At 60.4% G+C, this 23169-nt stretch carries 19 protein-coding genes; 13 read left to right on the top strand and 6 right to left on the bottom strand.

The genetic code is table 11. The features are described 5' to 3' along the window. Positions 1-85 precede the first annotated feature (85 nt). Together GC1_RS06385 and leuB are read left to right on the top strand one after the other, a co-directional pair. Complete coding sequence (locus GC1_RS06385) at positions 86-1279, top strand: TauD/TfdA family dioxygenase (RefSeq protein ID WP_019294454.1); 1194 nt, start codon at positions 86-88, stop codon at positions 1277-1279. Then, the gene (gene leuB / locus GC1_RS06380; RefSeq protein WP_019294455.1) at positions 1276-2388 is read left to right on the top strand and encodes a 3-isopropylmalate dehydrogenase; all 1113 of its coding nucleotides are present in this window, start codon (positions 1276-1278) and stop codon (positions 2386-2388) included. Before GC1_RS06385 ends, leuB begins: the two co-directional genes overlap by 4 nt. 206 nt (positions 2389-2594) lie before the next feature. Here the strand turns inward: leuB and GC1_RS06375 are convergent, their stop codons facing one another. Beyond that, positions 2595-3530, bottom strand: coding sequence for a GlxA family transcriptional regulator (locus GC1_RS06375; protein ID WP_029204625.1), 936 nt, complete (start codon positions 3528-3530; stop codon positions 2595-2597). A gap of 121 nt (positions 3531-3651) precedes the next feature. Here GC1_RS06375 and GC1_RS06370 point away from each other — a divergent pair, with 121 nt between their 5' ends. The 3 genes from GC1_RS06370 to GC1_RS06360 all read left to right on the top strand — a co-directional run bounded on the left by GC1_RS06370 (position 3652) and on the right by GC1_RS06360 (position 9593). Further along, positions 3652-6120, top strand: a complete 2469-nt coding sequence (locus GC1_RS06370) for a CoA transferase (RefSeq protein WP_019294457.1) — start codon at positions 3652-3654, stop codon at positions 6118-6120. Positions 6121-6422: 302 nt separating this feature from the next. Then, entirely contained in the window at positions 6423-8060 is a 1638-nt protein-coding gene (locus GC1_RS06365; protein ID WP_019294459.1) for a N,N-dimethylformamidase beta subunit family domain-containing protein, read from the top strand. A gap of 882 nt (positions 8061-8942) precedes the next feature. Continuing rightward, positions 8943-9593: a hypothetical protein gene (locus tag GC1_RS06360; RefSeq protein ID WP_029204626.1), complete on the top strand. Its 651-nt coding sequence runs from the start codon at positions 8943-8945 to the stop codon at positions 9591-9593. 148 nt (positions 9594-9741) lie between these two features. Here the strand turns inward: GC1_RS06360 and GC1_RS06355 are convergent, their stop codons facing one another. Then, the gene (locus tag GC1_RS06355) at positions 9742-11397 is read right to left on the bottom strand and encodes a plasmid recombination protein (RefSeq protein ID WP_039498495.1); all 1656 of its coding nucleotides are present in this window, start codon (positions 11395-11397) and stop codon (positions 9742-9744) included. A 33-nt stretch (positions 11398-11430) separates the two neighbouring features. Here GC1_RS06355 and GC1_RS06350 point away from each other — a divergent pair, with 33 nt between their 5' ends. Continuing rightward, on the top strand, positions 11431-12309 hold the full coding sequence (locus GC1_RS06350; RefSeq protein WP_052260494.1) for a zinc ribbon domain-containing protein: 879 nt from the start codon (positions 11431-11433) through the stop codon (positions 12307-12309). Positions 12310-12676: 367 nt separating this feature from the next. On the opposite strand, the gene GC1_RS06345 is transcribed toward GC1_RS06350, so the two are convergent. Continuing rightward, entirely contained in the window at positions 12677-13633 is a 957-nt protein-coding gene (locus GC1_RS06345) for an arginase family protein (protein WP_019298513.1), read from the bottom strand. 413 nt (positions 13634-14046) lie between these two features. On the opposite strand from GC1_RS06345, the gene dctP reads away from it, so the two are divergent. From dctP to GC1_RS06325, 4 genes are all read left to right on the top strand, one after another. Next, a complete protein-coding gene (dctP, locus tag GC1_RS06340) occupies positions 14047-15084 on the top strand; it encodes a TRAP transporter substrate-binding protein DctP (protein WP_019298512.1) in 1038 nt (345 codons plus the stop codon). Between the two features lie 75 nt (positions 15085-15159). Further along, positions 15160-15744 (top strand): TRAP transporter small permease, encoded by a 585-nt coding sequence (locus GC1_RS06335; RefSeq protein ID WP_019298511.1) that lies wholly within the window; start codon positions 15160-15162, stop codon positions 15742-15744. 9 nt (positions 15745-15753) lie between these two features. Next, positions 15754-17037: a TRAP transporter large permease gene (locus GC1_RS06330; RefSeq protein WP_029205078.1), complete on the top strand. Its 1284-nt coding sequence runs from the start codon at positions 15754-15756 to the stop codon at positions 17035-17037. 21 nt (positions 17038-17058) lie between these two features. After that, positions 17059-17496, top strand: coding sequence for a universal stress protein (locus GC1_RS06325; RefSeq protein ID WP_019298509.1), 438 nt, complete (start codon positions 17059-17061; stop codon positions 17494-17496). 48 nt (positions 17497-17544) lie between these two features. On the opposite strand, the gene GC1_RS06320 is transcribed toward GC1_RS06325, so the two are convergent. Next, a complete protein-coding gene (locus GC1_RS06320; protein WP_019298508.1) occupies positions 17545-18612 on the bottom strand; it encodes an Ldh family oxidoreductase in 1068 nt (355 codons plus the stop codon). Positions 18613-18779: 167 nt separating this feature from the next. Here GC1_RS06320 and GC1_RS06315 point away from each other — a divergent pair, with 167 nt between their 5' ends. Next, positions 18780-19496 (top strand): hypothetical protein, encoded by a 717-nt coding sequence (locus GC1_RS06315; protein WP_152610522.1) that lies wholly within the window; start codon positions 18780-18782, stop codon positions 19494-19496. Here the strand turns inward: GC1_RS06315 and GC1_RS06310 are convergent. Beyond that, positions 19493-20425, bottom strand: a complete 933-nt coding sequence (locus tag GC1_RS06310; RefSeq protein ID WP_082008910.1) for a LysR family transcriptional regulator — start codon at positions 20423-20425, stop codon at positions 19493-19495. The genes GC1_RS06315 and GC1_RS06310 overlap by 4 nt on opposite strands. Positions 20426-20481: 56 nt before the next feature. Then, the gene (locus GC1_RS06305; protein WP_019298505.1) at positions 20482-20925 is read right to left on the bottom strand and encodes an Lrp/AsnC family transcriptional regulator; all 444 of its coding nucleotides are present in this window, start codon (positions 20923-20925) and stop codon (positions 20482-20484) included. Between the two features lie 141 nt (positions 20926-21066). On the opposite strand from GC1_RS06305, the gene GC1_RS06300 reads away from it, so the two are divergent. Together GC1_RS06300 and ctlX are read left to right on the top strand one after the other, a co-directional pair. After that, positions 21067-22137 (top strand): ornithine cyclodeaminase, encoded by a 1071-nt coding sequence (locus GC1_RS06300; RefSeq protein ID WP_029205077.1) that lies wholly within the window; start codon positions 21067-21069, stop codon positions 22135-22137. After that, positions 22134-23069, top strand: coding sequence for a citrulline utilization hydrolase CtlX (gene ctlX / locus GC1_RS06295; protein ID WP_039137114.1), 936 nt, complete (start codon positions 22134-22136; stop codon positions 23067-23069). The genes GC1_RS06300 and ctlX overlap by 4 nt, the downstream gene beginning before the upstream one ends. Positions 23070-23169 lie beyond the last annotated feature (100 nt).

The following is a 23169-nucleotide window of genomic DNA, read 5'->3' as shown; positions in this document are numbered from 1 at the left end:
CAACCATCATGTGTTGAATTGGAATTTGTCAATTGTATTCGCTGAGGACCTTATGGCGGTCAGGTAACCCGCGAGGAACAGTCCAATGCTATCTGCACGCCACAGCATCCGGTCCGTTGCTATCGAAAACGGCCTCTTGGTTTTAACCTGGGAGGATAGCCACGAAAGCCGGTTTCATCCCATCTGGCTGAGGCACCAATGCTGGTGTCCGGACTGCGGCACCCCGGAGACCGGTGTTCGCGGCATCCGACTGCACCATATCGACGAAGGGATCTCCATCGAGAGTGCGGTGGTGGAGGGAAACGGCGTTCAGGTGACTTGGCCGGATGGGCATCGTTCCGAATATGCTGCTCGCTGGCTGCGCAATCACTGCTATTCGGATGCAGAGCGTGCCCGCAGGCAAGTGCAGCCTGTTCTGTGGGACAGAACTCTCAGCTCGGATATTCCGGTCGGATCGCTGATTGAGGCCGAGGCGGACCCGGCAGCCCGTTTGAAAATTCTTGAAATGGTGCGTGACTACGGGTTCTGCAAAATCGTGGATGCGCCGGCCAACCGTGAGGAAAGCCAGCGCATGATCCGGCTGGCCGGCGCCCAGCGGCAGACACATTTCGGCACCTATACGCTGAAGAAGAAGACGACCGTGACCAATGTGGGCGATACCACCGGTCCGCTGGATCCGCATGTGGACGAACCCTACCGTTATGCGGCCATCGGGATCACCGTGTTTCAGGTTCTGCGGCCCAGCTCGAACGGAGGCGCCTCGACCCTGGTGGACGGGTTCGAAGCCGCGCGGCACCTGAAAGAGCAATGGCCGGAGGATTTCGAACTTCTGTGCAAAACGCCGATCACCTGTCAGCGCTTCGACCCTGGCGACAACAGCCATGGCAACATGCGCTGGTACAAGTCCCGCCTGCCGGTCATCCGGCTGGATGACCGGGGCAAGGTCTGCGGGGTGCGGATGAACGAGCGGCAAATCTCACCACTGGATGTGCCTGCCGATCAAGTGGTGCCGGTCTACCGCGCGCTGAAACGGCTGTTTGAGATTCTCTATAGTGAGGATCTGCGCCTGACCTTGAATCTGAAGGCGGGTGAGGGCCTGCTGTTCGACAATCAGCGGCTGCTGCACGGCCGGACCGGGTTCACGCCCGAAACTCCGCCACGCGCTGTGCTGACGTCTTCGGTTGATCTGGATGACTTCCATTCCAGCATGCGCTTGCTGCAACGTGATCTGGACCCGGATGCCATGCATCTGGAGCTGCAGCAGGGGATGGCGGGATGAGCGGCCCGTTCAAAGTGCTGGCCCTCGGCGGCGACCACGTCGGCCCTGAGGTCGTGGCCAGCGGGCTGGCGGTGCTTCGTCAAGCCGCGGATCAATTCGGAGTGGCGGTCGAGATTGAGGAAGATCTGCTTGGCGGCGCATCCTGGGACGTGCATGGCACATTCTGCACGGATGCAGTTGCGGCCAAAGCACGATCCGCAGACGCCATTCTGGTCGGTGCGGTCGGCGGGCCGGAATGGGACGGTATCAGGATCGACGGGCCGGTCACGGAAACGGACGGCCTGACCCGCCTTCGGATTGAGCTGGATGTCTACAACGCGTTGCGCCCCGCGCGTGCATGGTCCGCGCTTCTTCCGCACACACCCTACCGGCAGGAGGTCGCGGAAGGTGCTGACCTGATGGTCGTGCGGGAAAATTCGGGTGGCATCTACTATGGTGAGCCCCGCGGGCGCGAGGTCCTGAGTGACGGCCAGATCCGGGCCTTCGAAATCAGCGAATACCGTACCCATGAAATCGAGCGCATCGCCCGCTGCGCGTTTGAGGCGGCACGCGGGCGGCGCGGGCATGTTACCTCGCTGGACAAGTCCAATGTGATGGAGAGCGGCAAGCTTTGGCGTCAAACGGTGGAACGGATCGGGCGCGACGAGTACCCCGATGTCAAACTCAGCCATCTGCTGATGGATTATGCGCTCTTCGCCGTGGCCCGCGCGCCGCGGAACTTTGACGTGCTGCTGGCGGACAACCTGTTCGGCGATCTCATCTCGGATCTGATCGCGGTGGTCTCCGGGTCGCTAGGCATGCTGCCTTCCGCAACCCTGCCCACCGCTGCGAGCGCAGGGCACCCGGTGAAAGGCGGCCTTTACGAGCCGACTCATGGCAGCGCTCCGGATATCTCCGGCCAAGGCATAGCCAACCCGATCGGCGCGATCCTGTCGGTTGCGATGATGTTCGAGCATGGTTTTGGTTTGCCTCAGGCCGCGCGTGCCATCGAACGGGCTGTGGAGAAAGCTCTGAATTCCGGTCATCTCACACCCGATTTGGGCGGGCATGCCGGCACAGCCCAAGTCACGCAGGCCGTTTTGATCAACTTACTCTCAAAAAACGCCTAGGTGCCGCGCCAACCTGAGTTCAGGACATTTATTGAGTTCTCGGCAAACACGGTGCGAGCTAAGGCTCCCTGTGAACCCACAAAACTGGAAAAGACCGGTTTATGCTTCAAATGTGTTTCTGCATTTACAGCTGTTAAATCAGGCGGCGATGCCAGCTTGCCCCGCGAAACCGCATCCTTACAGGTGTTCGGAGCTGTGCAATTTTGTCACCAGATTTGCTTGTGTTTGCGGGTTGATCCAATACTGACCCCGAACTGGCGTGAGAATGCTTTGGAAAGCGACTGTGCGGAAGAATAACCGCTCCGCAGCGCGACTTCGTTCAGCGTCAGATCCGTGTGTGCCACAAGATCGCGGGCGCGCGTCAGACGCATCAGCTGATAGTAGCGCTGTGGAGGCATGCCCAGCTCCCTGACGAAAATCCGCGACATGGACCGGACCGAAAGGTTGGCCTGTTTGGAAATGGTTTCAGTGGACAAGGGGACCTCGATGTTCTTGGCCATGATGGCTGTGCAGCGCCGCAGGTTATGCGAGCCCTTGGGTTGCATGGATCCCGCACCTTGGCCTTCAAAGCGAGAGCCGTCGTGCAGGAACATGCTGGCGGCATCATGGGCCAGCGCGTCGCCATAGAGTTCTGAAATGAGGGCGATCATTAGATCCATCGCCGTTGAAGCACCGCCGCAGGTCCAGATTTGATCATCCCGCACGAAACGGTCAGGCAGAACTTCAACATTCGGAAAAACCTCGGAAAATTCTGCGAGTGTCTGCCAGTGCAAAGTGGCCTTGCGGCCTTCAAGCAGCCCCCAGGAGGCAAGGATCCAGGCACCGGTGTCAGCCCCAATGACCGTCTTGGCTCGTTTGGTGAGTGTGACGCACTTCCTGCTGACGGGATCAGCAGCGTCCTGCCGGAAGTCATCGCCGCCAACGACCATAAGCAGATCGCACCTTTCCGCGTCAGCGCGCGGTATGTCTGGAGAAAGACGCAGGCCGCTTGAACTGCGGACCGAAGTATCTTTGGGAGTGAGGATGGACCAGGAAATATTGGCTCCAGTCTGGTCACGCACTACCCGCAGAGGCTCCAGCAAACAAGCCAAGAGCATGTTTGAGAACTTCTCGAAGAGAAGGATGTTGACCTTAAGAGACATCAATTCGTCCGAAATGGATTAAATTTTGGCATTTTTGGACAAATTTGATGCGAGTATCAAGGCTAACCTTCCCGGAAGTTCGACCGATTCACCGTCCAAACAAGCGGGAGACTTTGACCATATGTACGACCGTCCCTTGTCGAATGTCCGGGTTCTCGATTTTGGCCAGTACCTGGCTGGGCCGCTTGTTGGCATGATGCTTGCCGACATGGGAGCTGAAGTGATCCGCATTGATCCGCCCGGCGGGCCGCGGCTCAAATCCCCCGCGGCAGACATGCTGTCGCGGGGCAAATCCTTTCTTGAGCTGAACCTGAAGACGGCAGAGGGGCTGGAGACCGCTCTTCGCCTCGTTGAACGCTCTGATGTTGTAATCGACAATTTCCGCCCAGGTGTAATGAGCCGCCTGGGGCTTGGACCGGAGGCGATGCGCTCCATCAATCCGGCGGTCATCTCCCTGTCGATGCCGGGCTTTGCGTCTGCGGACCCGGAACTTGCGGATGTCGCCGCCTGGGAGGCGGTAATTGCTGCGCGGACCGGCCAATTCACGGATATGGGGCTGAACCGGCGGCTGATGGGGATCAATCCCTCCTTCACGCCGCTGGCGCTCGCCTCGGCCTACGGGTCGACCTTTGGCGCGATGTCGGTCCTGTTTGCGCTTCATTCCCGCGGCCGCAACGGCGGGGAGCACATCGAGGTGCCGCTGGCGTCAGCCCTGCTGGAAGGCCTTGTCTACAATTGCGAACAGATTGAGGACTACCCGGAGCGTTATAAATCCCCGCGCGAAGTAGAGCTGGAGCGGCGCGCGGCGGCAGGGTTGCCGATGAATCTGGAGTTCGAGGAACTGTCTGAGTTCCTTGACCCGTTCTACCGCACCTATCCCTGCGCCGACGGTCGCGGATTTTATGTTGTGGCCTGCAGTATCAAGGGCCACCCCGAACGGGCGCTGGAGACGCTCGGGCTGGGCGAACTGGTGAGTGAGCTGCCGGACTTCGATGCTTACTTGGATCAATCCGATTGGCCGGCGGACTGGTCGATGCGCAGCTACCCGGTCGGCGTGTCCGATCGAGCGCGCGTGTCCAGCGCCATGAAAGAAGCTTTTCTGACCCGTCCGGCACATGAATGGGAAGCGCGGTTTGGGGCGGCCAAAGCACCCGCCACGGCACAGCGGACCACCAAGGAGTGGCTGGACGATCCGCATGCGCTGGCTTCCGGCCTGGTGCTGAAGGTTGACGACCCCAAGCATGGCGAAATGCGCCAGATGGGCAACATCGCCTGGCTGGCGGATGACCGTGGTGCGGCCGTCAAGCAGCCAGCCCGCCCCGCGGATCTGGATATGCTGCTGGCGGAAGAGCCGCGCTCCACCGCGGTTGGTGAAACTGGCAATCAAGGGTGGCTTGAAGGGATCAAGGTGCTTGACCTCACCAATGTCATCGCCGGTCCAACCATCGGCTCGACCCTGGCCCGGTTCGGGGCCGAGGTTACGCTGGTTCAGCCTGTTTCCCCGTCGGTGGATCCGTGGAACGCTGTGGTCTTTGGCCTGCATGCGCACCGCGGCAAGGAGAGCATCCTGCTCAACCTGCGCAGCGGCGAGGGACAGGACGTTCTGGCCCGGCTGATTGCCGAAGCTGATGTGGTCACCATGAACGGCACAGATGCGCAGCGCGATGCGCTCGGCCTGTCGCCGGAGCGGATGAAGGAGATTAATCCGCAGCTGATCCTGGTCCAGCTTGACGCCTTCGGCGGGCCGCTGCAGGGGCCGAAGTCGAACCACCTTGGCTATGACGACCTGGCGCAGGCCGCCACTGGTGTGATGCTGCGGTTCGGGGGCGGTATGGACACGCCGGAGGAGCACGCGCATTTCGGCACCATCGACGTGCTAACCGGGTATTGCGCCTGCGTTGCGCTTGGCGGCGCCTTGATCAAGCTGCGGCGCACCGGAGAAGGCAGCATCGCACGGGCTGCCCTGGCGGGGGCTGGCAATCTGATCCAGGCCGAGTTCATGTATGATTTCAACGGGCGTGCGCCCTTCGACGAGCCCGCGGGGCGTGAAGCGCTTGGCTGGGATGCGTTTTATCATTGCTATAAGGCTGCCGACGGCTGGATGTTCTTTGCCGCCCCGAAGGAGCGCCAAACCGCCCTTGCCGCTGTTGCGGAACTAAGCGATCTGGCTGATCTGCGAGAGACAGAACTGCAACCGGCATTGGCCGAGCGTTTTGCAACCCAGCCCGCAGCCTTCTGGAGTGCAGCCTTGTCCGGCACTTCCAGCGCAGCGGTTCCGCTAGGATCCCTGCATGCGACCCGCGATGCCTCTTTGCAGCTGGAGAGCGGGGGGGCGATTGATCTGTCGAAGGACACCTTTCGGGTGATCCGCCATGACCAGCACCCGATGGGGCGCTGGTGCGATCTGGTGGCTCCGAATGCCGTCCGGCCCGAGCGAAGCCGCATCGCCATCCCGTTGTATCTGCCAAAATACGGGCAGCACACGCGGGAAATCCTGACCCGCCTTGGACTGGATGAAGAGGCCATCGAGAAATTAATCGCCTCGGGGGCCGCCGCCACGCAATGGGCGGACAAATATCTCCCCGAGTGAGTGAAGAAGGCGGCCGGATCTGCCCGGTGTTCAACGAATTCGTGGAAGGCGTCTGCGGCGAAGTGCAGGGCCGGCAGGCCAACGGGCACTGGGAGGCCCTAAAAGGCCTCCCGCTCTATAAACACTGCCTTGCCTGAACGAGCATCTTAGGTTCCGTCTGGATCTTGCCGCAGCCATTTCTCAAGCCGCATAGTGTGCCTGAACGCAGTGTGCAAAATGCGGTGCGCCAGGCACATATGGCCTCCGGGTTTTGTCAGCGCCGGTGCGCCTGGCCATGGCACAGAACAACAAGGATTGGAATTGTGATTCAGCCGGAACAGGAAAGCGCAGGCCCCGCTATCACACCGCGCACCCGAGCGCGGGCACGCCATATTCTGGATCACTATTACATCGGTCCTGCCCGAGATGAACGGGTGCTTGAAATCTGGGGCTACACCGGCCGCTACAGCTTCCGGCCCGGCGAAACTGTGGGTTTGCGGGTGTCGACATCTGCCGAAACCTGGTCTCTGGAGGTGGGACGGGACGGGGCGGATTATGTCCCTGTGCTGCGGGCGGAAAACCTGCCGGGCCGGCATCAGGACACGCCCCTGGACTGCTCGGTCAATGGCTGCGGCTGGGATATCAGTCATTCGTTTGTTATTCCGGATGACTGGGCGGCAGGCGCCTATCTGATCACCCTGCGGGCAGACCACGCAGACGATTCTGTCGAAGAACACCATGTGATCTTTGTCCGGCGGGCTGCAAATGCCGAACCAGCCCCTATGGTACTGATCTGCGCAACGGGAACCTGGCTTGCCTATAACTGCTGGGGTGGATCCAGCGCCTATGAAGGCATTACGGGGCCGAGACGCAATGCCTTTTCCCCTGTGCTGTCGAATCAGCGGCCCTGGACCCGCGGGTTCTGCAAGCTGCCCCAAGGTGCTCCCCGCGCCTTGACCGAGAGGCCGGCCGATCCCGGCGGCATGGTGCGTTACCCTTATATGGAGTGGGCTTACGCCTACGGGTATTCAAAGAAATACGCCTCGGCTGGCTGGGCCAGCTATGAACGCCACTTTGGCCGCTGGGCGGAGGCCGAAGGCTACAATTTCGAAATCGTCACGCAGCACGACCTGGAACTGGAGCCGGACCTTCTGGCGGGCCACCGGTGTGCGGTCTTCGTCGGCCATGACGAATACTGGACAGCGGCTATGCGCGAACGGGTAGAGCGTTTTACCGAAAACGGGGGCCGGGTCGCGCGCTTCGCCGGTAACTTTTTGTGGCAGACGCGGCTCGAAAACAACGCGCAAACACAGGTCTGCTACAAATACACGGCCAAGGAAGCCGACCCCCTTATGGGAAGCGATCAGGAACACCTTCTGACCGGTGCCTGGGATGCCCCGCCAGTCAACCGGCCCGGCGCGCAGACCTTCGGCGTGAATGGCCTGAAAGGTGTTTATGCAGGTCTCGGGAATTGCGTCGGCCAAGGCAGCGGCGGGTTCACGGTCTACCGCCCGGACCATTGGTCGCTGGACGGCGCGCGGCTTGGCTACGGCGACCAGTTAGGCGCGGCATCGCGGATTTTCGGCTACGAGGTGGATGGGGTGGATTTCACCTTTGACGACGGGCTGCCTTATCCGACTGGCCGGGACGGCACCGCCGGATCAGTCGAGATCATTGCTTTAGGCATGGCGACGAATGTCGAGGCGAATTTCGCCCACTGGGGCGAGACCCTCTACATCGGAACCGCCGATGCTGAATTTAAAGCACTGACGATGCACGGTGAACTGACGGCAGAGACGCTGGACAAATCCAGCCGCGGCAACGGGGCAGTCATCTACTGGGAAAAGGGCAATGGCGAAGTGTTTTGCGCCGGAACCTGCGAATGGGTCGCCGGGCTGACGCGCCGTGACAGTCAGGTAGAGATCATCACCCGCAATGTCCTGGACCGGTTCTGCCGATAAAGGGGCGAAGCGAGGAAGTCTCTCGAAGCCTTGAACCGCGGCCTGCTCCGTTGCCGCTCTTCACCGGTGCTCCTCCGGCTGCAACACTGCACACGTGTGGCCCCATTTCGTAGTTCAGAGGGTTAGCTTTCGCAGGCGCAGCGAATTCGAACTTGCCGCCTTTCCCGGGGGCAGAAGGTGGAAAGGAAGCAAAGGTCGTGTCCGCTCCGGGCGCCATGCTGCCATGCGGTGCCGCAGTTTCAGGTCGCTCAACGAAATTGAAAGTCGGCATTGTCCTTCCCTGTCTTGGTTCCGTCACCGCGCGGCGAAAGTACGGTTTCAACTTACGATCTCACCCCCGGCTGAACGGCTGCTTCGCTGACACCTGCTGATTCACAGCGAAACCACGCCGCAGTTGCAAGCGAATGCTGTGTCAGCAAACACCCGGAAGGGCAACGGCAGCAAAGTCCGGCACAGCAAACCTTGGCTTGTCACGCAGCAAAAGTCAGCAGTCCGCCGTTCACCTGACGGACCCGGCAAAGTGCTGCGCCCTGGACGAAGGTCCGCACCGGGCTTGATCGGTCAGAATGGAGGCCGCCTGCGGTCCACTCTACGCCTGAAGGGCGGCGACTGGATCAGGGCTATCTTCATCTTACCGAACAGGATGATTACGGCTGGTTAAATATTTTCACATCTTATGGTCAGGACCCGTTTACCTCAGCCGTTTTAATACCTTATTATGTTCGTCAGACGAGTTGCCACCACCATAGCGAGTGTGGGCTCGTTTTGAAGCTGCTTTCCTGCGGCTGTTTGATTTGCCGTCGTCGACGGCGACAGAAACACGTAGCTGACTTTGCGCTGCTGGCGCGGAGAGCATTCTGCTCTCGAGCCAGAGTGTCATGATTGGCGTTTCTGAAGATCAAGACAGCCATGAAAGGAAAAGGAATGGCTCGCTCTTCTCAGGTGACCAATGTCGAAGCCAAAGAGCTTATCGATTCTCTTGAAACGGAAGCTCTGGTAACCTTTAATCTCGACCAAGAAAGGGTTCTTCCGCGTATCGATTTCTTCCGTTCGCCGCATATCTACAGGGTTTTTCAAGAGCCGCCCACCCTCCAGTTTCGCCGTTCGATTTTCAACTATGGAGCTCAGGTTGGGTTTGTTGTCGACATCAATGCCGTGGAAGCATTTGCTAAGCAAATGTTGCCTTTGTGCCGTAAAATCAACAACAACAGCGTGTTCACCTATGATCATTCCAACAACGTATTCGTGCGCATTATGAACGGCGCAGCTGAAGAAGCCGCAGAGGAATTGGAAATGGAGTTCGGGAACTTCGTGGCAGAAGATTCTTGGTCCGATCAAGACGTGGATATCGTCGATTGCGAAGACCACTGGGCTCTCGAAGAAATGACCAAACTGTACTCGTCTGGCATGAGTTACAACGACTTCGAGCGGGCGGTGGCGGCCGCTCAAGAGGCGGAAGAAACCGACAATTTCAAAATTTTGGGGGTTCCGTACGGAATGATTCAGGAGGCGTTTGACGCCGCTGAAAATTAATCTCCCCAAAGTGTGAAGGTTGCCCGGCGAACGTGTCGGGCAACTGTGATGTGACTTCTTGGCATGGGGCTCTGAGTGTTTTCCGCCCTCTGTTTTCTCTGGTTGCGGCTCTGTCATTTAAGCATGTAATTCACGTGTCTGCTTACACCTAGCCATTGCCCGGCTCCCCACGCGAGATCCGCTTCAGCCGCGCATCATCTTCCGGCTCCCATTCCTGACGCAAACCGCGAACATAATCCGCGTCATTCTTCAGCTTTTGCCGCTCCTTGGCGAGGACACGCTTAACGGTCCGCGCCACCATTTGCGCAATGCGTGTGACCATCCGCAGTGCTGGGCGGATTTCTCTCAGCGTTTCATCCCGCGCACCCTTGGTATCCGGAGCGGTAGCGCCCCAAGCCAAGCCTGCCTGCTGATCCGCAGACGCCTCCCGCCAGAAGACCGCCCCATCAGCAACCAGATCCAATCCGGTCTCGATGGCATCCGTGATGACCTCTGCCTCCGTTGCCTTCAACCGGACCTTTTCTTCTGCCTCCTGCAGCCTCTTCTCCTCAGTCAGCCGGGCAGCCCGGGCCTCAGCAGCCGCTTTCTCTGCCTGACGGCGGTGCTGAACCATCTGCCGCAGCCGAGCGGCCAGATCAGATTTTTCCGCCTTCGCGGCGTTCAGCACCTGCTCGGCCTGTTGCCTTTCTTGCATAACCCGCGCGCGTTTTTCCTCTTCGGCCTTCCGCGCTGCCGTTTCGGCCCGGTACTTTTCTGCAGCTTCTTCTGCCCTTGCCTCATACCCTTTCACTCTCGGCTCCAATGCCCCGACCTCAGCCACAATTTTCTTTTTCAGAGCATTCGCGGCGTCAGCCGCTTTTTCCTTCTGCACAGCCTCTGCCTCCGCCATATCGCGGCGGCGGATCATCTTTGCAGTTTCCCGCGCGGTCCGCTGTTTGCGGACCCGTGCCTCTTTCACCGCGCGTTTGCGCGATTTCTTGACCGTGGCCTTGGCCAGGTCCCGGCCGTTTTCAACGGCCGCCTTTGCTTCTTCCTGGGCATCGCCCAGGATGCGTTTCTTCTCTGCTTGCGCCTTTTGGCGCTCCTCAGCACGCCATTTTGATGGCGGCACATGCTGCCGCTTCTCGGGCAGAGGTTTTCCCTCTGCCCGCGCCTGGCGCCGGGCTTCGGCACGACGCTCCCCCCTGGTGATCCCGATTGTCTCGAAGGCCTCTCCGGCAAGATCCTGGGCATGCTCATAGCTCTTGATGAGCGGGTTCTCAGATGCCTGCAGCAGGATCTGATGCCCCCGGTTGGCGGATGGCTTCTCGGTCCAAACGGCCACGACAAAATGGATGTGATAAGCCTCTTCATCAACGTGGGCACTGGCATAGCGCAGCTGACCATTTGGAAAGTTTTCACGGAGGAACGACATGGCGGTTTTGCGGAAAGCAGAGACACGTTCCGGATCCCATTCAGAGAGCCCTGCCCCGCCCAGCCAATCTTTGTTGACTGTGATGATGCCTTCCCGAAGCGGACCCCTGCTGCAGGACCGCCAGGGGTCTGCAGGCCCTTCCGCCTCCAGCTTCCTGGCGTCCTTCATGCGTGACTTGGCCTTCAGCGCGCGCAAATGCTCCTCATGATTGTGACGGCGCATCTCAGCAATTTCATCACGTATCTGCTGCTGCCAGCCCGGTTCGCCGGCCAGCACCTGGTTCAGCCGGGACAGCTCCTGGTCGACATGATCCAGGTCGCCGCCGCCGCGCTCGTCATGTATCTTGAACTTGCCGAGGCCCTGCGGGAACAAGCCTGCAAAGCGCAGCACAACCGGTGCTTCATCAATAATTACGGGCTGGGCTTGAATAAACTTGGGCTGTACGGTCAGGGCGAACTGAAGACCGCGGGCACCAATGTGCCGGTCTGGGACCGGCGCCGCCCGAAGACGCTGTTCTCCGGCCTGATGGCCTGCGGCTGCTGCGGCGGCGGCTTTGCCAAGATTTCCAAGGACAGCTTCGGCTGTTCCCCGGCACGGAACAAAGGGGCCGCGGTCTGCAGCAACAAGCGCACGATCAAACAGGCCGACCTGGAAGCCCGGGTTTTGGATGCACTGGCGAACCACCTGATGGATCCGGACGCGGTGCAGGTCTTCTGCGAAGAATACACTGCCGAGCGCAACCGGCTGAAGGCGGCAGCCGCCGGGAACCGCAAGGAAAAGGAACAAGCGCTCGCCCGTGCCAAGCGCGACCACCAGAAGCTAGTGGATGCGATCATTGCGGGCATTCCCGCAGACCAGGTGAAGGACCGGATGATCGAGCTCGACGCACGGCGCCAGCAGCTGGAACGGGAGCTGGAGCAGACCCCTGCCCCGGACACGGTGGTGTTTCACCCGTCAATGGCGGAAGCCTACCGCGAACGGGTGTCACGGCTGATCGACGATCTTGCAGACGCTCTGAATGCGCCGGAGGTACGGCGGGAGGCGACGGCGGCGCTGCGGGCGCTGATTTCGGAGGCTCGGATGGTTCCGGACGGTGCTGCGCCGGGCGGTCATCAGCTTGAACTTGTTGGGGAATTGGCTGGGCTGATGGCTTTGGGCAGCCGGAATCGAAAAAGCCCCCGCTGTTTGCGGAGGCTTGGTCGGAAACGGTGGTTGCGGGAGCAGGATTTGGACACTGTTTCATTCAAGCCCGATAACTTACGACTGCGTCGCCAACCGCCATCCGTTGCAAGCGTAGTCTAGTTTTCTCGTACGTCCGCTGTGCGCAGTTTTCTGCCTTTGCGAGGCAAAGGCGGCTGGGCATTGCGGATCGGCGCGACCGGCCCATAAGGGACACTCGTTACCATCCATTCGCCGCATTGCAGCGGTCACCAAAGCGGCCCTTCGCACTCGGCTGCAGCATTTCAAACTGGCTAGTGCCCTATGGGCAGGAAAATTCAGCAATTTGTTGCAGAGGCGATCTGGGCTGTACCGCATGATTGCTAAACACAGCCCAGATCGCCTTAACCTCGGTGCTTCAGAAAAGTCATTGGCCCTTATCAGGCCATACCGACTATCCGAAGCGGACTCCGGTCCGCTCGAAGAAAGTGACAATAGCCAAATGGAAAGATTATGCCATCTGCTGGCGCGCGATAATCCCCATCGTTGCAGCGACGAGCCGCGATACCGTGATACCGCCAATGCCATCCACATCCACTTCTGGCATGATCTCGGTAAAATCGATTGCCGCGATGGATCCGCGCTCTGACGCCCCCCGGATAAGATCCAGCACCTGATAATAACTCAGGCCGCCCGGCGCCCGCCCGATTGTATTGGGCGCAATGCTGGGATCCATAGCGTCGATGTCGAGACAGACAATCACATTTGCACCGGATTCAATTTCTGCCAGTGCAGGTTCGATCCCATTGCGGTGTACATCAGGGCCAGTAAAGAATTTCACCCCCCAAGTCAGCGCATCCTTGTAGTCATCCGTATGGGCCGAGCCGATGCTGCGCGCTCCGACCTGGATGATTTTGCAGATGTGATCCATTTCGGAGGCACGGCGCATGGTTGACGACAGCCCCTGGGTTTCCCCCATATGCTCATGCCGCCAGTCGATATGGGCATCGATCTGCAGAACGGTGTAGGTCTTGCCCGTCTCTGCGAGCGCCTCCAGCATGGGGACGGGTACGGAATCGTCGCCGCCGACCAGGACCGGGACCACACCGCGGCCGGCAACCGCCGAGATCGCCTCACGGATTGCGGCGCGGTTGGCGGCGAAATCGGTCTCGCTCCAGGGCAGATCCCCGCAGTCCACCGCCGGTTTGGTGCCGGGCGGGAAGGTGGGGCCGCCCAGATCGAAATTGTGGCGTTCAATGTTTGCGGTCAGGGAGGCAATGGCGCGGCGCAGCGAGTCCGGCCCGTTGCGGCAGTAGGCGCCGACCGAGCCGTAGGGCGTCGCGCAGGGTGCGCCGATGAAAACGGAGGAGGCGTCGATCCGGGTCAGATCGCTGCAAGCCTTCAGGCCGAGGAATGTCTCTGCGGAGGTTGCTCCAAACAGTGCTGCGAGATCGGGTTTATCTGTCATGTTCCTATGTCCCTTGGCTTCCTCCAGATCCAGGCCTGCCCCTCCGCGTTGCAAATACGTGGCCCTGCCACCGCAGCGACAGGGCCAGGAGACGGCAGCGCCCTGGACTGCTCATTTCCGGATCAGACTAGGCAATGAGACCGTTCCGAAACATCTGTGATCGGCAAAGTGTACTTGCTGGGTTGGGGCTGCAACGGGTGTTTGGCAGCCGCGGCGGCCGGATGTGTCGCCTTTGGGCGAAGTGAACATCGCACGCGCGGAATTTAACTTGTCGCTCTGGAACAGGACTTTTGGCCGACCCCTTTGACCGGCGAGGCGGCGCACATGCGCCTGCCGGGCAGACGGGACAACACAGCTCGAATGGTGCGGGTCCGACCGCCCGCGCCGATCACTGCAGGATAGGGAGTGAACACATGAAGTGGTGGAAAGCAGAACCCCGGAAACTGGCGGCAAGCGCCATTGCAGCCGCGGTAGCGGCAACCATCGGCCTGGCCGCCTCCGGCGCGCGTGCGGATACATGGAAATTTGCCTTTGAGGAGGCGATTGACGAGGTCCAGGGCAAATTTGCGCAGCGCCTCAAGGCGGAAATCGAACAGAATTCGGATCACACACTTCAACTGTTTCCCTATGGCACGCTGGGCGAGTCCGACGATGTGATGGAACAGGGCCAGGCGGGCATTCTGGAATTCATCATTCAATCCCCCGGCTTCACTGGCGCCCTGATCCCCGAGGCCCAGGTTTTCTTTGTTCCATATCTGCTGCCCAACAGTCCGGAGCATCTGGCCAATTTTTTCCGCGACAGCGTGGCGATCAACGAAACCTTCAAGGGGATCTATGCAGAACAGGGTCTGGAACTGTTGCAAATGTTCCCGACCGGCGAAGTTGTAATGACCACCAAGAGCGAAGTTCACAGTCCGGCCGACCTCAACGAGGTCAAGTTTCGCGTGATGACCAACCCGCTGCTGGTGGAGGCCTACAAAGCGTTCGGCGCGGTGCCGACACCGCTGCCTTGGGGCGAGGTCTACGGCGGGCTGCAGACCAATATCGTGCAGGGGCAGGAAAACCCGACATCCTTTGTCTGGTCTACCAAGCTGTACGAGGTGACCGACGTGATCACCTTTACTGGCCACAGCAACTTCACCACCGCCTTCATGGCCAACAAAGAGTTCTTTGACGAGCTCAGCGAGGCGGACAAGGAAGTTGTGCGCAATGCCGTTTCGGCAGCCTTCGAGTATATCGTCGCGTACCAGAAAGGCCTGGAAGAGGAGTCCCTGAAGAAGATCCTTGAGGCCAAGCCGGACATGCAGGTTGTCGTGCTGAGCGAAGAGGAACGGGCGCCGTTCCGCACGGCTGCCAAGGCGGTGGAAGCAAAGTTCGTCGAGATGACCGGCGACCGCGGTGCTGCGATCCTGGAACAGATGAAGGCGGATATCTCCGCCGCGATGCAATAACGCAGACCGACGTTCCGGAACAGGGGCTGACCGCCGGTCTGTGGTCAGCCCCGCCAGGTGCAGGGGAGACGTTCGATGGCGCAGGACACATCCAAATCTTCGAAATACAGCTCGGCCCTGCCGGGCATACCGGGGGCAGTCGACACATGGGTCAGCCGGATCGAAGCCTTTCTGCTGGCCGCGGCGGTCATGCTGATGGCGGTGAACACCGTGTCTAATGTGGTAGGCCGTTACTTCTTTCAGCAGAGCCTCTTCTTCTCCGAGGAGTTGAACAGGATCCTGATCATCCTCGTCACCTTTTCCGGGATCGGCTATGCGGCGCGCCATGGCCGCCACATCCGCATGTCGGCGGTCTTTGATGCGCTGCCCTCCGCGCTGCGCAAGAAGATGATGATCGTGATCGCGCTGGTCACCGCGGCGGTGATGTATGTGCTGTTCTGGTTTTCCATCGACTACGTGTTTTTTAACGTCGCCCCCAAGGGCCGGGTGCTGCCTGCCTTGGGCATACCTGTCTACTGGTCCTATCTCCTGGTGCCGCTGGGGTTTTTCATCGCCGGAACGCAATACGCGCTGACCGCGCTGAAGAACCTGTCCGGCACCGGAACCTATCTGTCGACCCATGTGCGCGAGGGGTACGACCAGGACGAAATCGAGCTGTAGGACCCGCCGATGGCACTCAAGATTACCTCCATAATGATCGTCCTGCTGCTGGCAGGTTTTCCGATGATGGTCCCTTTGCTGCTGGGCTCGGGCTACGGGTTCTACGAGACCTTCGGGGGCTTCGGAAAAATGGATTTCATGGTGCAGCAGATGCTTGCCGGGATCCGCCCCGCCTCGCTGGTGGCGGTGCCGATCTTCATTCTCGCGGCGGAGATCATGACACGCGGGCAATCGGCGTCGCGGCTGATCGACCTGGTGATGACCTTCATCGGCCATATCCGCGGCGGCCTTGCCGTATCCACCGCCGTTGCCTGCACCCTGTTCGGCGCGGTGTCGGGGTCGACGCAAGCCACCGTTGTCGCCGTTGGCTCGCCGCTGCGGCCGCGTATGCTGCAATCTGGCTACAAGGATTCCTTCACCCTGGCGCTGATCATCAATGCCAGCGATATCGCCTTCCTGATCCCACCCAGCATTGGCATGATCATCTACGGCGTGATCTCGGGCACCTCGATTGCCGAGCTCTTCATTGCCGGCATCGGGCCTGGCCTTCTGATCATGGTGCTGTTTTCGGTCTATTGCGTCATCCATGCCAGCAGGAACAACGTGCCGAAAGAGCCTAAAAGCAGCTGGCGCGCGCGCCTGGCCGCGTTGCGGGCAGCCTTCTGGCCGATGGGCTTCCCCGTCATCATTGTCGGCGGCATCTATGGCGGGGTGTTCAGCCCGACCGAAGCGGCCGGGGCCTGCGTGCTTTACGCCATCGTTCTGGAATTCGTCATCTTCAAGACGCTCAGGCTGGCGGATCTCTACAAGATCGCAAAATCCACCGGATTGATCACATCGGTGGTGTTTGTCCTCATCGCCGCGGGCGCCGCCTTTTCCTGGGTCATCTCCTTCGCCCAGGTGCCGCAGACAATTCTCGGGTCGATCGGCATCGACGGGATGAGTCCGAAGATGGTGCTGGCGGTGATCTCGCTGTCGTTCTTTGTGGGCTGCATGTTCGTTGATCCGATCGTGGTGATCCTGATCCTTGTGCCGATTTTTGCGCCGGTCGTTGAAGCCAACGCGCTGGATCCGGTCCTGGTCGGGACAATCATCACCCTGCAGGTGGCAATCGGCTCCGCCACACCGCCGTTCGGCTGCGATATCTTCACGGCGATTGCGATCTTCAAACGGCCCTACGCAGACGTCATCCGCGGAATATTCCCGTTCACTTTCATCCTCCTGAGCGTGGCGGCGGCGCTGATCTTCTTTCCGCAGATCGCATTGTTCCTCCGCGATGTGGCGTTCCGGTAGGCAAGCAGCAGGAGTAGCACCATGTACCAGAAAATCCTATGCCCGGTGGACGGCTCCGATGGGTCCGGCAAAGCCCTGGACGATGCGGCAAAGCTCGCAAGGCTGACGCAGGCCCAGCTGCTGATACTGACCGTGTTCCGTCATCACAGCCTGCTCGACGCGTCTCTGTCCATGGTCGACGTGGATGATCCGGACACGGTGGAGGATGTGCTGCGGACCCATGCGGTGAGCATCTGTGACAAGGCAAAGTCGGCAGCTTTGCAAAGCGGTGCAAACAATGTCCGCGCGGTGGTGAAACGCGGCCCGCCTGCGCGGACGATCCTTGGCTTTGCAGAACAGAACGGCGCCGACCTCATCGTTCTGGGCGGGCGCGGGTCCGGGGATTCGGAAAACTACCTGCTCGGCAGCGTCTCGCACAAGGTCACCAGCCTCGCGAAATGTTCGGTGCTGGTCACCTGAGCGGCCGCCGGAGCGGCACGGCCTGACGGCCGTGCCCAAGGCTGCTTGCTACACTGCGGGTAGTTCGACGCCGAGCTTGCGGGCAGCGGATGCCGCCAGCTGCCATTCTTCATCCCGCACAAAAATGCCATGGGCTAGGTTGTCACGCATTGCCTCCGCCGCCTTGCCGCCATGCAGGCGCACGCGGTCGAACCCATTGGCCGCACGCGAAGAATTGAGGGTTTCAACCATCCGCTCCGCCGAGCCTGCGAACTCCGCCGGATCCTGGAACTTGGCGATATCGATGGCGATGAAGGTCTGGCCATAGAACGCCTGCCGGTTCACCCCGTCCGAAGGATGCTCATCCTGCCAGCTGCGTTCGCCGCTCAGGAGCGAGGCGAGCAGTTCGACGATCAGCACCATGCCGAATCCCTTGGGCCCGTCCGGGAGCAGCGCCCCGGCCATGGGCGACTCCCGGTCCATCGGGTTCAGAATGACCTGCGTCGGGTCGTCGGTGTAATTCCCTTGCGTATCAACCAGTTGCCTCCCAGACAGTTTGTGACCATCGCGGGCCGCCAGCACGGTCCGACCCATCGAATTGGCGCTGGTGGCCATGTCGATCACGATGGGATCCCGGCTGCCGGCAGGCACCGCGAGCGAGATCGGGTTGGTGCAGAACCAGGCATCGCGGCCACCCCATGGCGCGACCAGTACCGGCCCGGTGCTCATCGACATGCCGATCAGTCCCTGTTCCATCGCCTGGATCGCGTAGTTGGAGGCCATGCCGTAGTCCGCGCCGCCGCGCAGACTGACAAATCCGATGCCGCAGGCGCAGGCCTTTTCAATGGCCAAATCCATCGCGAATGTGCCGCTGATCTGCCCCATGCCCCGTTTGCCATCGACAAGCGCCGAGGCGGGATTGTCCCGGATGATTTCCGGCGCCCGGCCAAAGGCCATTGCCCCTGCGTCGAACAGTTCAACCAGATAGGGCAGCAGCCCCATCCCTTGCGTCGTGTGCCCGCGGATGTCCGCACGCAGAAGGCAGGTGGCAAAGGTCGCTGCCTCGCGGCCGTCCGCCCCCAGTTTGCGGGCAAAGCCCGTGTAGAGTGATTTCAGCTTATCTTCTTCAATCCGCATGACATTCTCCAAAGGCCAGATATGCCCCGCCTGTAGGGGGCCCGCCGGACGGTAGAGAGAGACACCTGTCGAACAATAGCCGGGCAGCGATGTTCACTTCGCGGCTTTGCGGTTTCAGCGCGGCGGCGCGGATGCCAGCCTGTCCCTGTCAACGCTACAGGTGAGAAATGACTGTCTATCGATTGCTTCCCCAGGCGCAGGGCTATGGCTATGAGATCGGCCTGCTGCTGCTGAACCTCGTCGAAACGCATGTACCTGGCGACACCGCCCATGCGGGCACCTACGAATACCCGGTGCTTATGAAGGTGGTGGAGACGGCCGATGCCGGGCGGGTGACCCGCGGCGACAAATCCATCGAACAGGAAATCGTTGCCGCCGCGGTTGAGCTGGAGCGCATGGGGGTGAAGGCGATTTCCAGCAATTGCGGCTTCATGCTGCATTATCAGGATGCAGTCCGGGAGGCCGTCAACGTGCCGGTTTTCCTCTCCAGCCTGCTGCAATTGCCGCTGATTGCCAGGTCGATCCGACCGCGGCAGAACATCGCGATCCTGACGGCCTTTGCGGACAGGCTGACGCCGGATGTGCTGCGCCTGGCGGGCCTGCCAGATGATGCCGGGTTGGTTGTGTCAAGTATCGAGACCACGCCTGAATTCCGCAGCATGCAGCATCAGGACCTGGATACGGAAGCTTTCGGGCACCGATTGGAGCAGGCCGTGCGCGCACTGTGCAACGGCCCGGAGGATGTCGGCGCGCTGCTGCTGGAATGCGCGGTCTTTACCCCTTATGCGGCCCGGCTGCAGCAGGCAATCGACGTTCCGGTCTTTGATTTCGTATCGCTCATCGATCACGCCCGGCAGGTCACCCACCGAAAGGCGTATTTCTAGCTCTCGCTTTGCAGCACGTTCCCCGTCAAACCCGAGGCAAGGCTGGTGAATATCTGCGTTGCCGAGCTTTCATCATCAGCTCGCACCGCGAGGCACATGCGTGAATCATAGTCCATTTCCGGGTGGGACAGCGGCCACAGGTCGCCTGAGGCCACATAGCTACTGACATGGCGTGCAGGCAGGTAGCCGATGAACTTGCCCGACAGGATCAACAGCAGCTGGCATTCGACATCCACGGTTGTCGCCGCCACGTTCAACGCCCGCGAGGAATAGGGTGCCCACCCTTCCATATGCGCCCTGTCGGCAAAGGGGGCGGCGCGCAGCTCCTCCTCGGCTGGTGACTTACCGTAGAGAGGGTGGTTGCGCGCGCAGAACAGGATCTGAGGGTTCCTGGCTTCCAGCTCCAGCACCTTCAGACCAGCCAAAGGTCTGAAAACAGGCAGAATGATCACGCTGAAGCGTTTGGCGGTCAACTCCCGCACCAGCGCTTGCGGGGAGGCCAGCCGCAAGTCTAGGTGAAGGTTCGGGGCTTTCTCGGCAAAAGCGCCAAGCAGTTTCGGAATGACGCTGTCCTTGACCTGCACAACGCTGTCCACCGTCCCGGCATAGAAGTTGCCAGTCAGATCGTCGCGCACCTCTCCGACCTTCAGGCGGAACCTGTCGAGATCTTCAAACAGTTCGATCGCCGCATCATAGAGCTTTTCACCCGCGTCGGTGAGGCGGAACCCGGACCGGCCGCGCAGACAGAGCTTAACCCCGAGGCGGTCTTCGAGCTTGGTGATGTACCCGCTGATCGTGGATTGCCCGATATTCAATTCGGTCTGTGCCGCCGAAAATCCGCGATTTCGTGCAACGCTCACAAACACTCGCAATAGCCGGAGGTCAATGTCTTGAAGGTTTGGAATCGGGCGTGATCTTAAGCTGGGCATTCATCGATCGCTCTGAATGAATCGGGGCTAAAAGTTCCCTTTTGCCAATGTAAAAGTCAAACGCTTGAGAGCAAAATGCTGGTCTCGCTGTTCATGACACCATCGATCAGCCGGACTTCGCGCAAGACACGGTCGAACTCCTGCAAGCTGGCAACTGTTATTTCTGCGATCAGATCCCACTTTCCACTCGTGGTATGCATCAGCGTCAGTTCCGGCAGGCCGCGCATCTTGCGGATCACCTGCGAAGTGTTCTTGCCCATCACCTCAATCATCATGATGGCGCGGATCTGGTCGGCTTCATAATCATCACGCACACGGGCGGTGAACCCCAGCAGCGCACCGCTCTCCAGCAGCCGGTCGAGGCGGGTCTGCACGGTGCCGCGCGACACGCCCATAATCTCGGCCAGTTTCGATACCGGCGCGCGCCCGTCCTTGCGCAACAGGCTGATCAGCAGCCGGTCGTGATCGTCGAAGATATGTTTGGCGCTGCTTCGCTGCATCGTCCCCGTCCCGCAAATTGCTCAATCACCTCCAGCATATTGCTCTATAGAGGTGCCTCAAACTTAGCAAAGTTTGGATTTTCTCTGCAATCTGCATGACGGATGCTGACGGCAAGTCAAAACGAAAAACAGGATGACGCCATGTCCGCACCCGCCCCATCGGAACGCGCCTACGTTCCCTTTGTCAGCGTCGACAACATGATGCAGCTGATCCACCGGATCGGCATCGAACCCATGCTGGCCGGTATCGCCACCTATGTCGAAGAGGACTTCCGCCGCTGGGAGCTATTTGACAAAACCCCGCGCGTGGCGGCGCACTCAAAGGAAGGTGTGATCGAGCTGATGCCGACATCGGACGGCACCACCTACGGGTTCAAATACGTGAATGGCCATCCCAAGAACACCAAGGAGGGCCTGCAGACGGTTACCGCCTTTGGGCTGCTGGCCGATGTTTACACCGGCTACCCGCTGCTGCTGACAGAAATGACCGTGCTGACCGCCCTGCGCACCGCTGCCACCTCAGCCGTGGTGGCAAAACACCTGGCGCCCAAGGGGGCCCGCACCATGGCGATGATCGGCAACGGCGCGCAATCAGAATTCCAGGCACTAGCAATGAAGGAAATCTGCGGCGTCGACAGCCTGCGCCTTTATGACATTGATCCGCAGGCCACTAAGAAACTGATGCGCAACCTTGAGGGACGCGGTCTCTCCATTGCATCCTGCACCAGCGCTGAAGAGGCGGTTCAAGGTGCCGAAATCATCACCACCTGCACCGCCGACAAGCAGAACGCCACTGTTCTCAACGACAACATGGTCGGCGCCGGCGTGCATATCAACGCAATCGGCGGCGACTGCCCCGGCAAGACCGAGCTGGCCAGCGCGATCCTGAGCCGCGCCGATGTGTTCGTCGAATACCCGCCGCAAACCCGGATCGAAGGTGAGATCCAGCAGATGCCCGAGGATTTCCCGGTTACCGAAATGTGGAAGGTCATCACCGGCCAGGCTGCAGGGCGCACCGATGACCGCCAAATTACCCTGTTTGACGGAGTGGGCTTTGCCACCGAGGATTTCTCGGCCCTGCGCTATGTCCGTGATCAGCTGGAGGGAACAGGCCTCTATCAAAAACTCGATATGCTGGCCGACCCGGATGATCCGCGCGATCTGTTCGGCATGGTGCTGCGCGCTGCTCCGGTTGCGGAGGGGCCGGCATGATCCGTTCTTCAGTACAGGCCCCCGGCGCCGTGGTGATGGTGCGTCCCCACCACTTTACGGTGAACACCGAAACCGCGGCTGACAACGCGTTCCAGGCGGTTGCGAACGCCAATGGCCGGGATGAAGCGGACACCGCCCGGCGCGCCTATGATGAACACTCCCGCGCGGTGGAGGTTCTGCGCGAGCATGGTGTGCGCGTGCATGTGTTCGAAGGCGAAGACCCGGCCACACCCGATTGCGTCTTTCCCAACAACTGGTTCTCAACTCACGCAGGCGGTCATGTGGCCGTCTATCCGATGAAGGCTCAAAACCGGCGGCTGGAACGGCGCCAGGACATTCTGGAGATGCTCAAGGCCGAGTACCGGGTGCAGGACATCATCGACTATTCCGGGCTGGAGCCGGACGGGCTGTTTCTGGAAGGCACCGGCGCGATGGTGCTCGACCACATCAACCGGGTGGCTTACGCGGTGGCCAGCGACCGCACCAACCCGGTGGCGCTGGAACGGTTCTGCACCCATTTCAACTTTGAGCCGATGGTGTTCGAGGCCCAGGACAGCCGGGGCACGCCGGTCTATCACACCAATGTCCTGATGTGCATCGGCACCGGCTTTGCCCTGATCGGCACTGGCATGATCACCGATCCCGCCCGGCGGGCCGAAGTCGTCGCAAGGCTGGGTGAAACCGGCCGGGATGTGATCGAGCTCAGCGCAGCCCAGATCGCCGGTTTTGCCGGCAATGCCATCGAGCTGATGGGCTGGAACGGCCCGGTGCTGGCGCTGTCCCAAGCGGCCTATGACGTGCTGACACCCGGGCAGCGCAGCCGCATCGAAGTCCATGCCATACTGGCGCCGCTGGAGATCCCGACCATCGAAATGGCAGGCGGGTCGGTGCGCTGCACCATTGCGGGCATCCACCTGGCCAGCCGCGGCTAGAGAGAGCAGCAAAACACCCGCTCAGAACTTGAGCGGGTCTACCATTGTTTCCTATATCTGGCCGGTCACAGCCCCTTGCCGCTTCCCAAGGGACTGTCGA

Origin of the sequence: Leisingera sp. ANG1 (genome assembly GCF_000203975.2) — a bacterium.
In the GTDB taxonomy this organism is placed as follows: Bacteria; Pseudomonadota; Alphaproteobacteria; order Rhodobacterales; family Rhodobacteraceae; genus Leisingera.
Note: the sequence above shows the minus strand (reverse complement) of the source record. Positions and strands in the feature narration are given on the sequence as shown.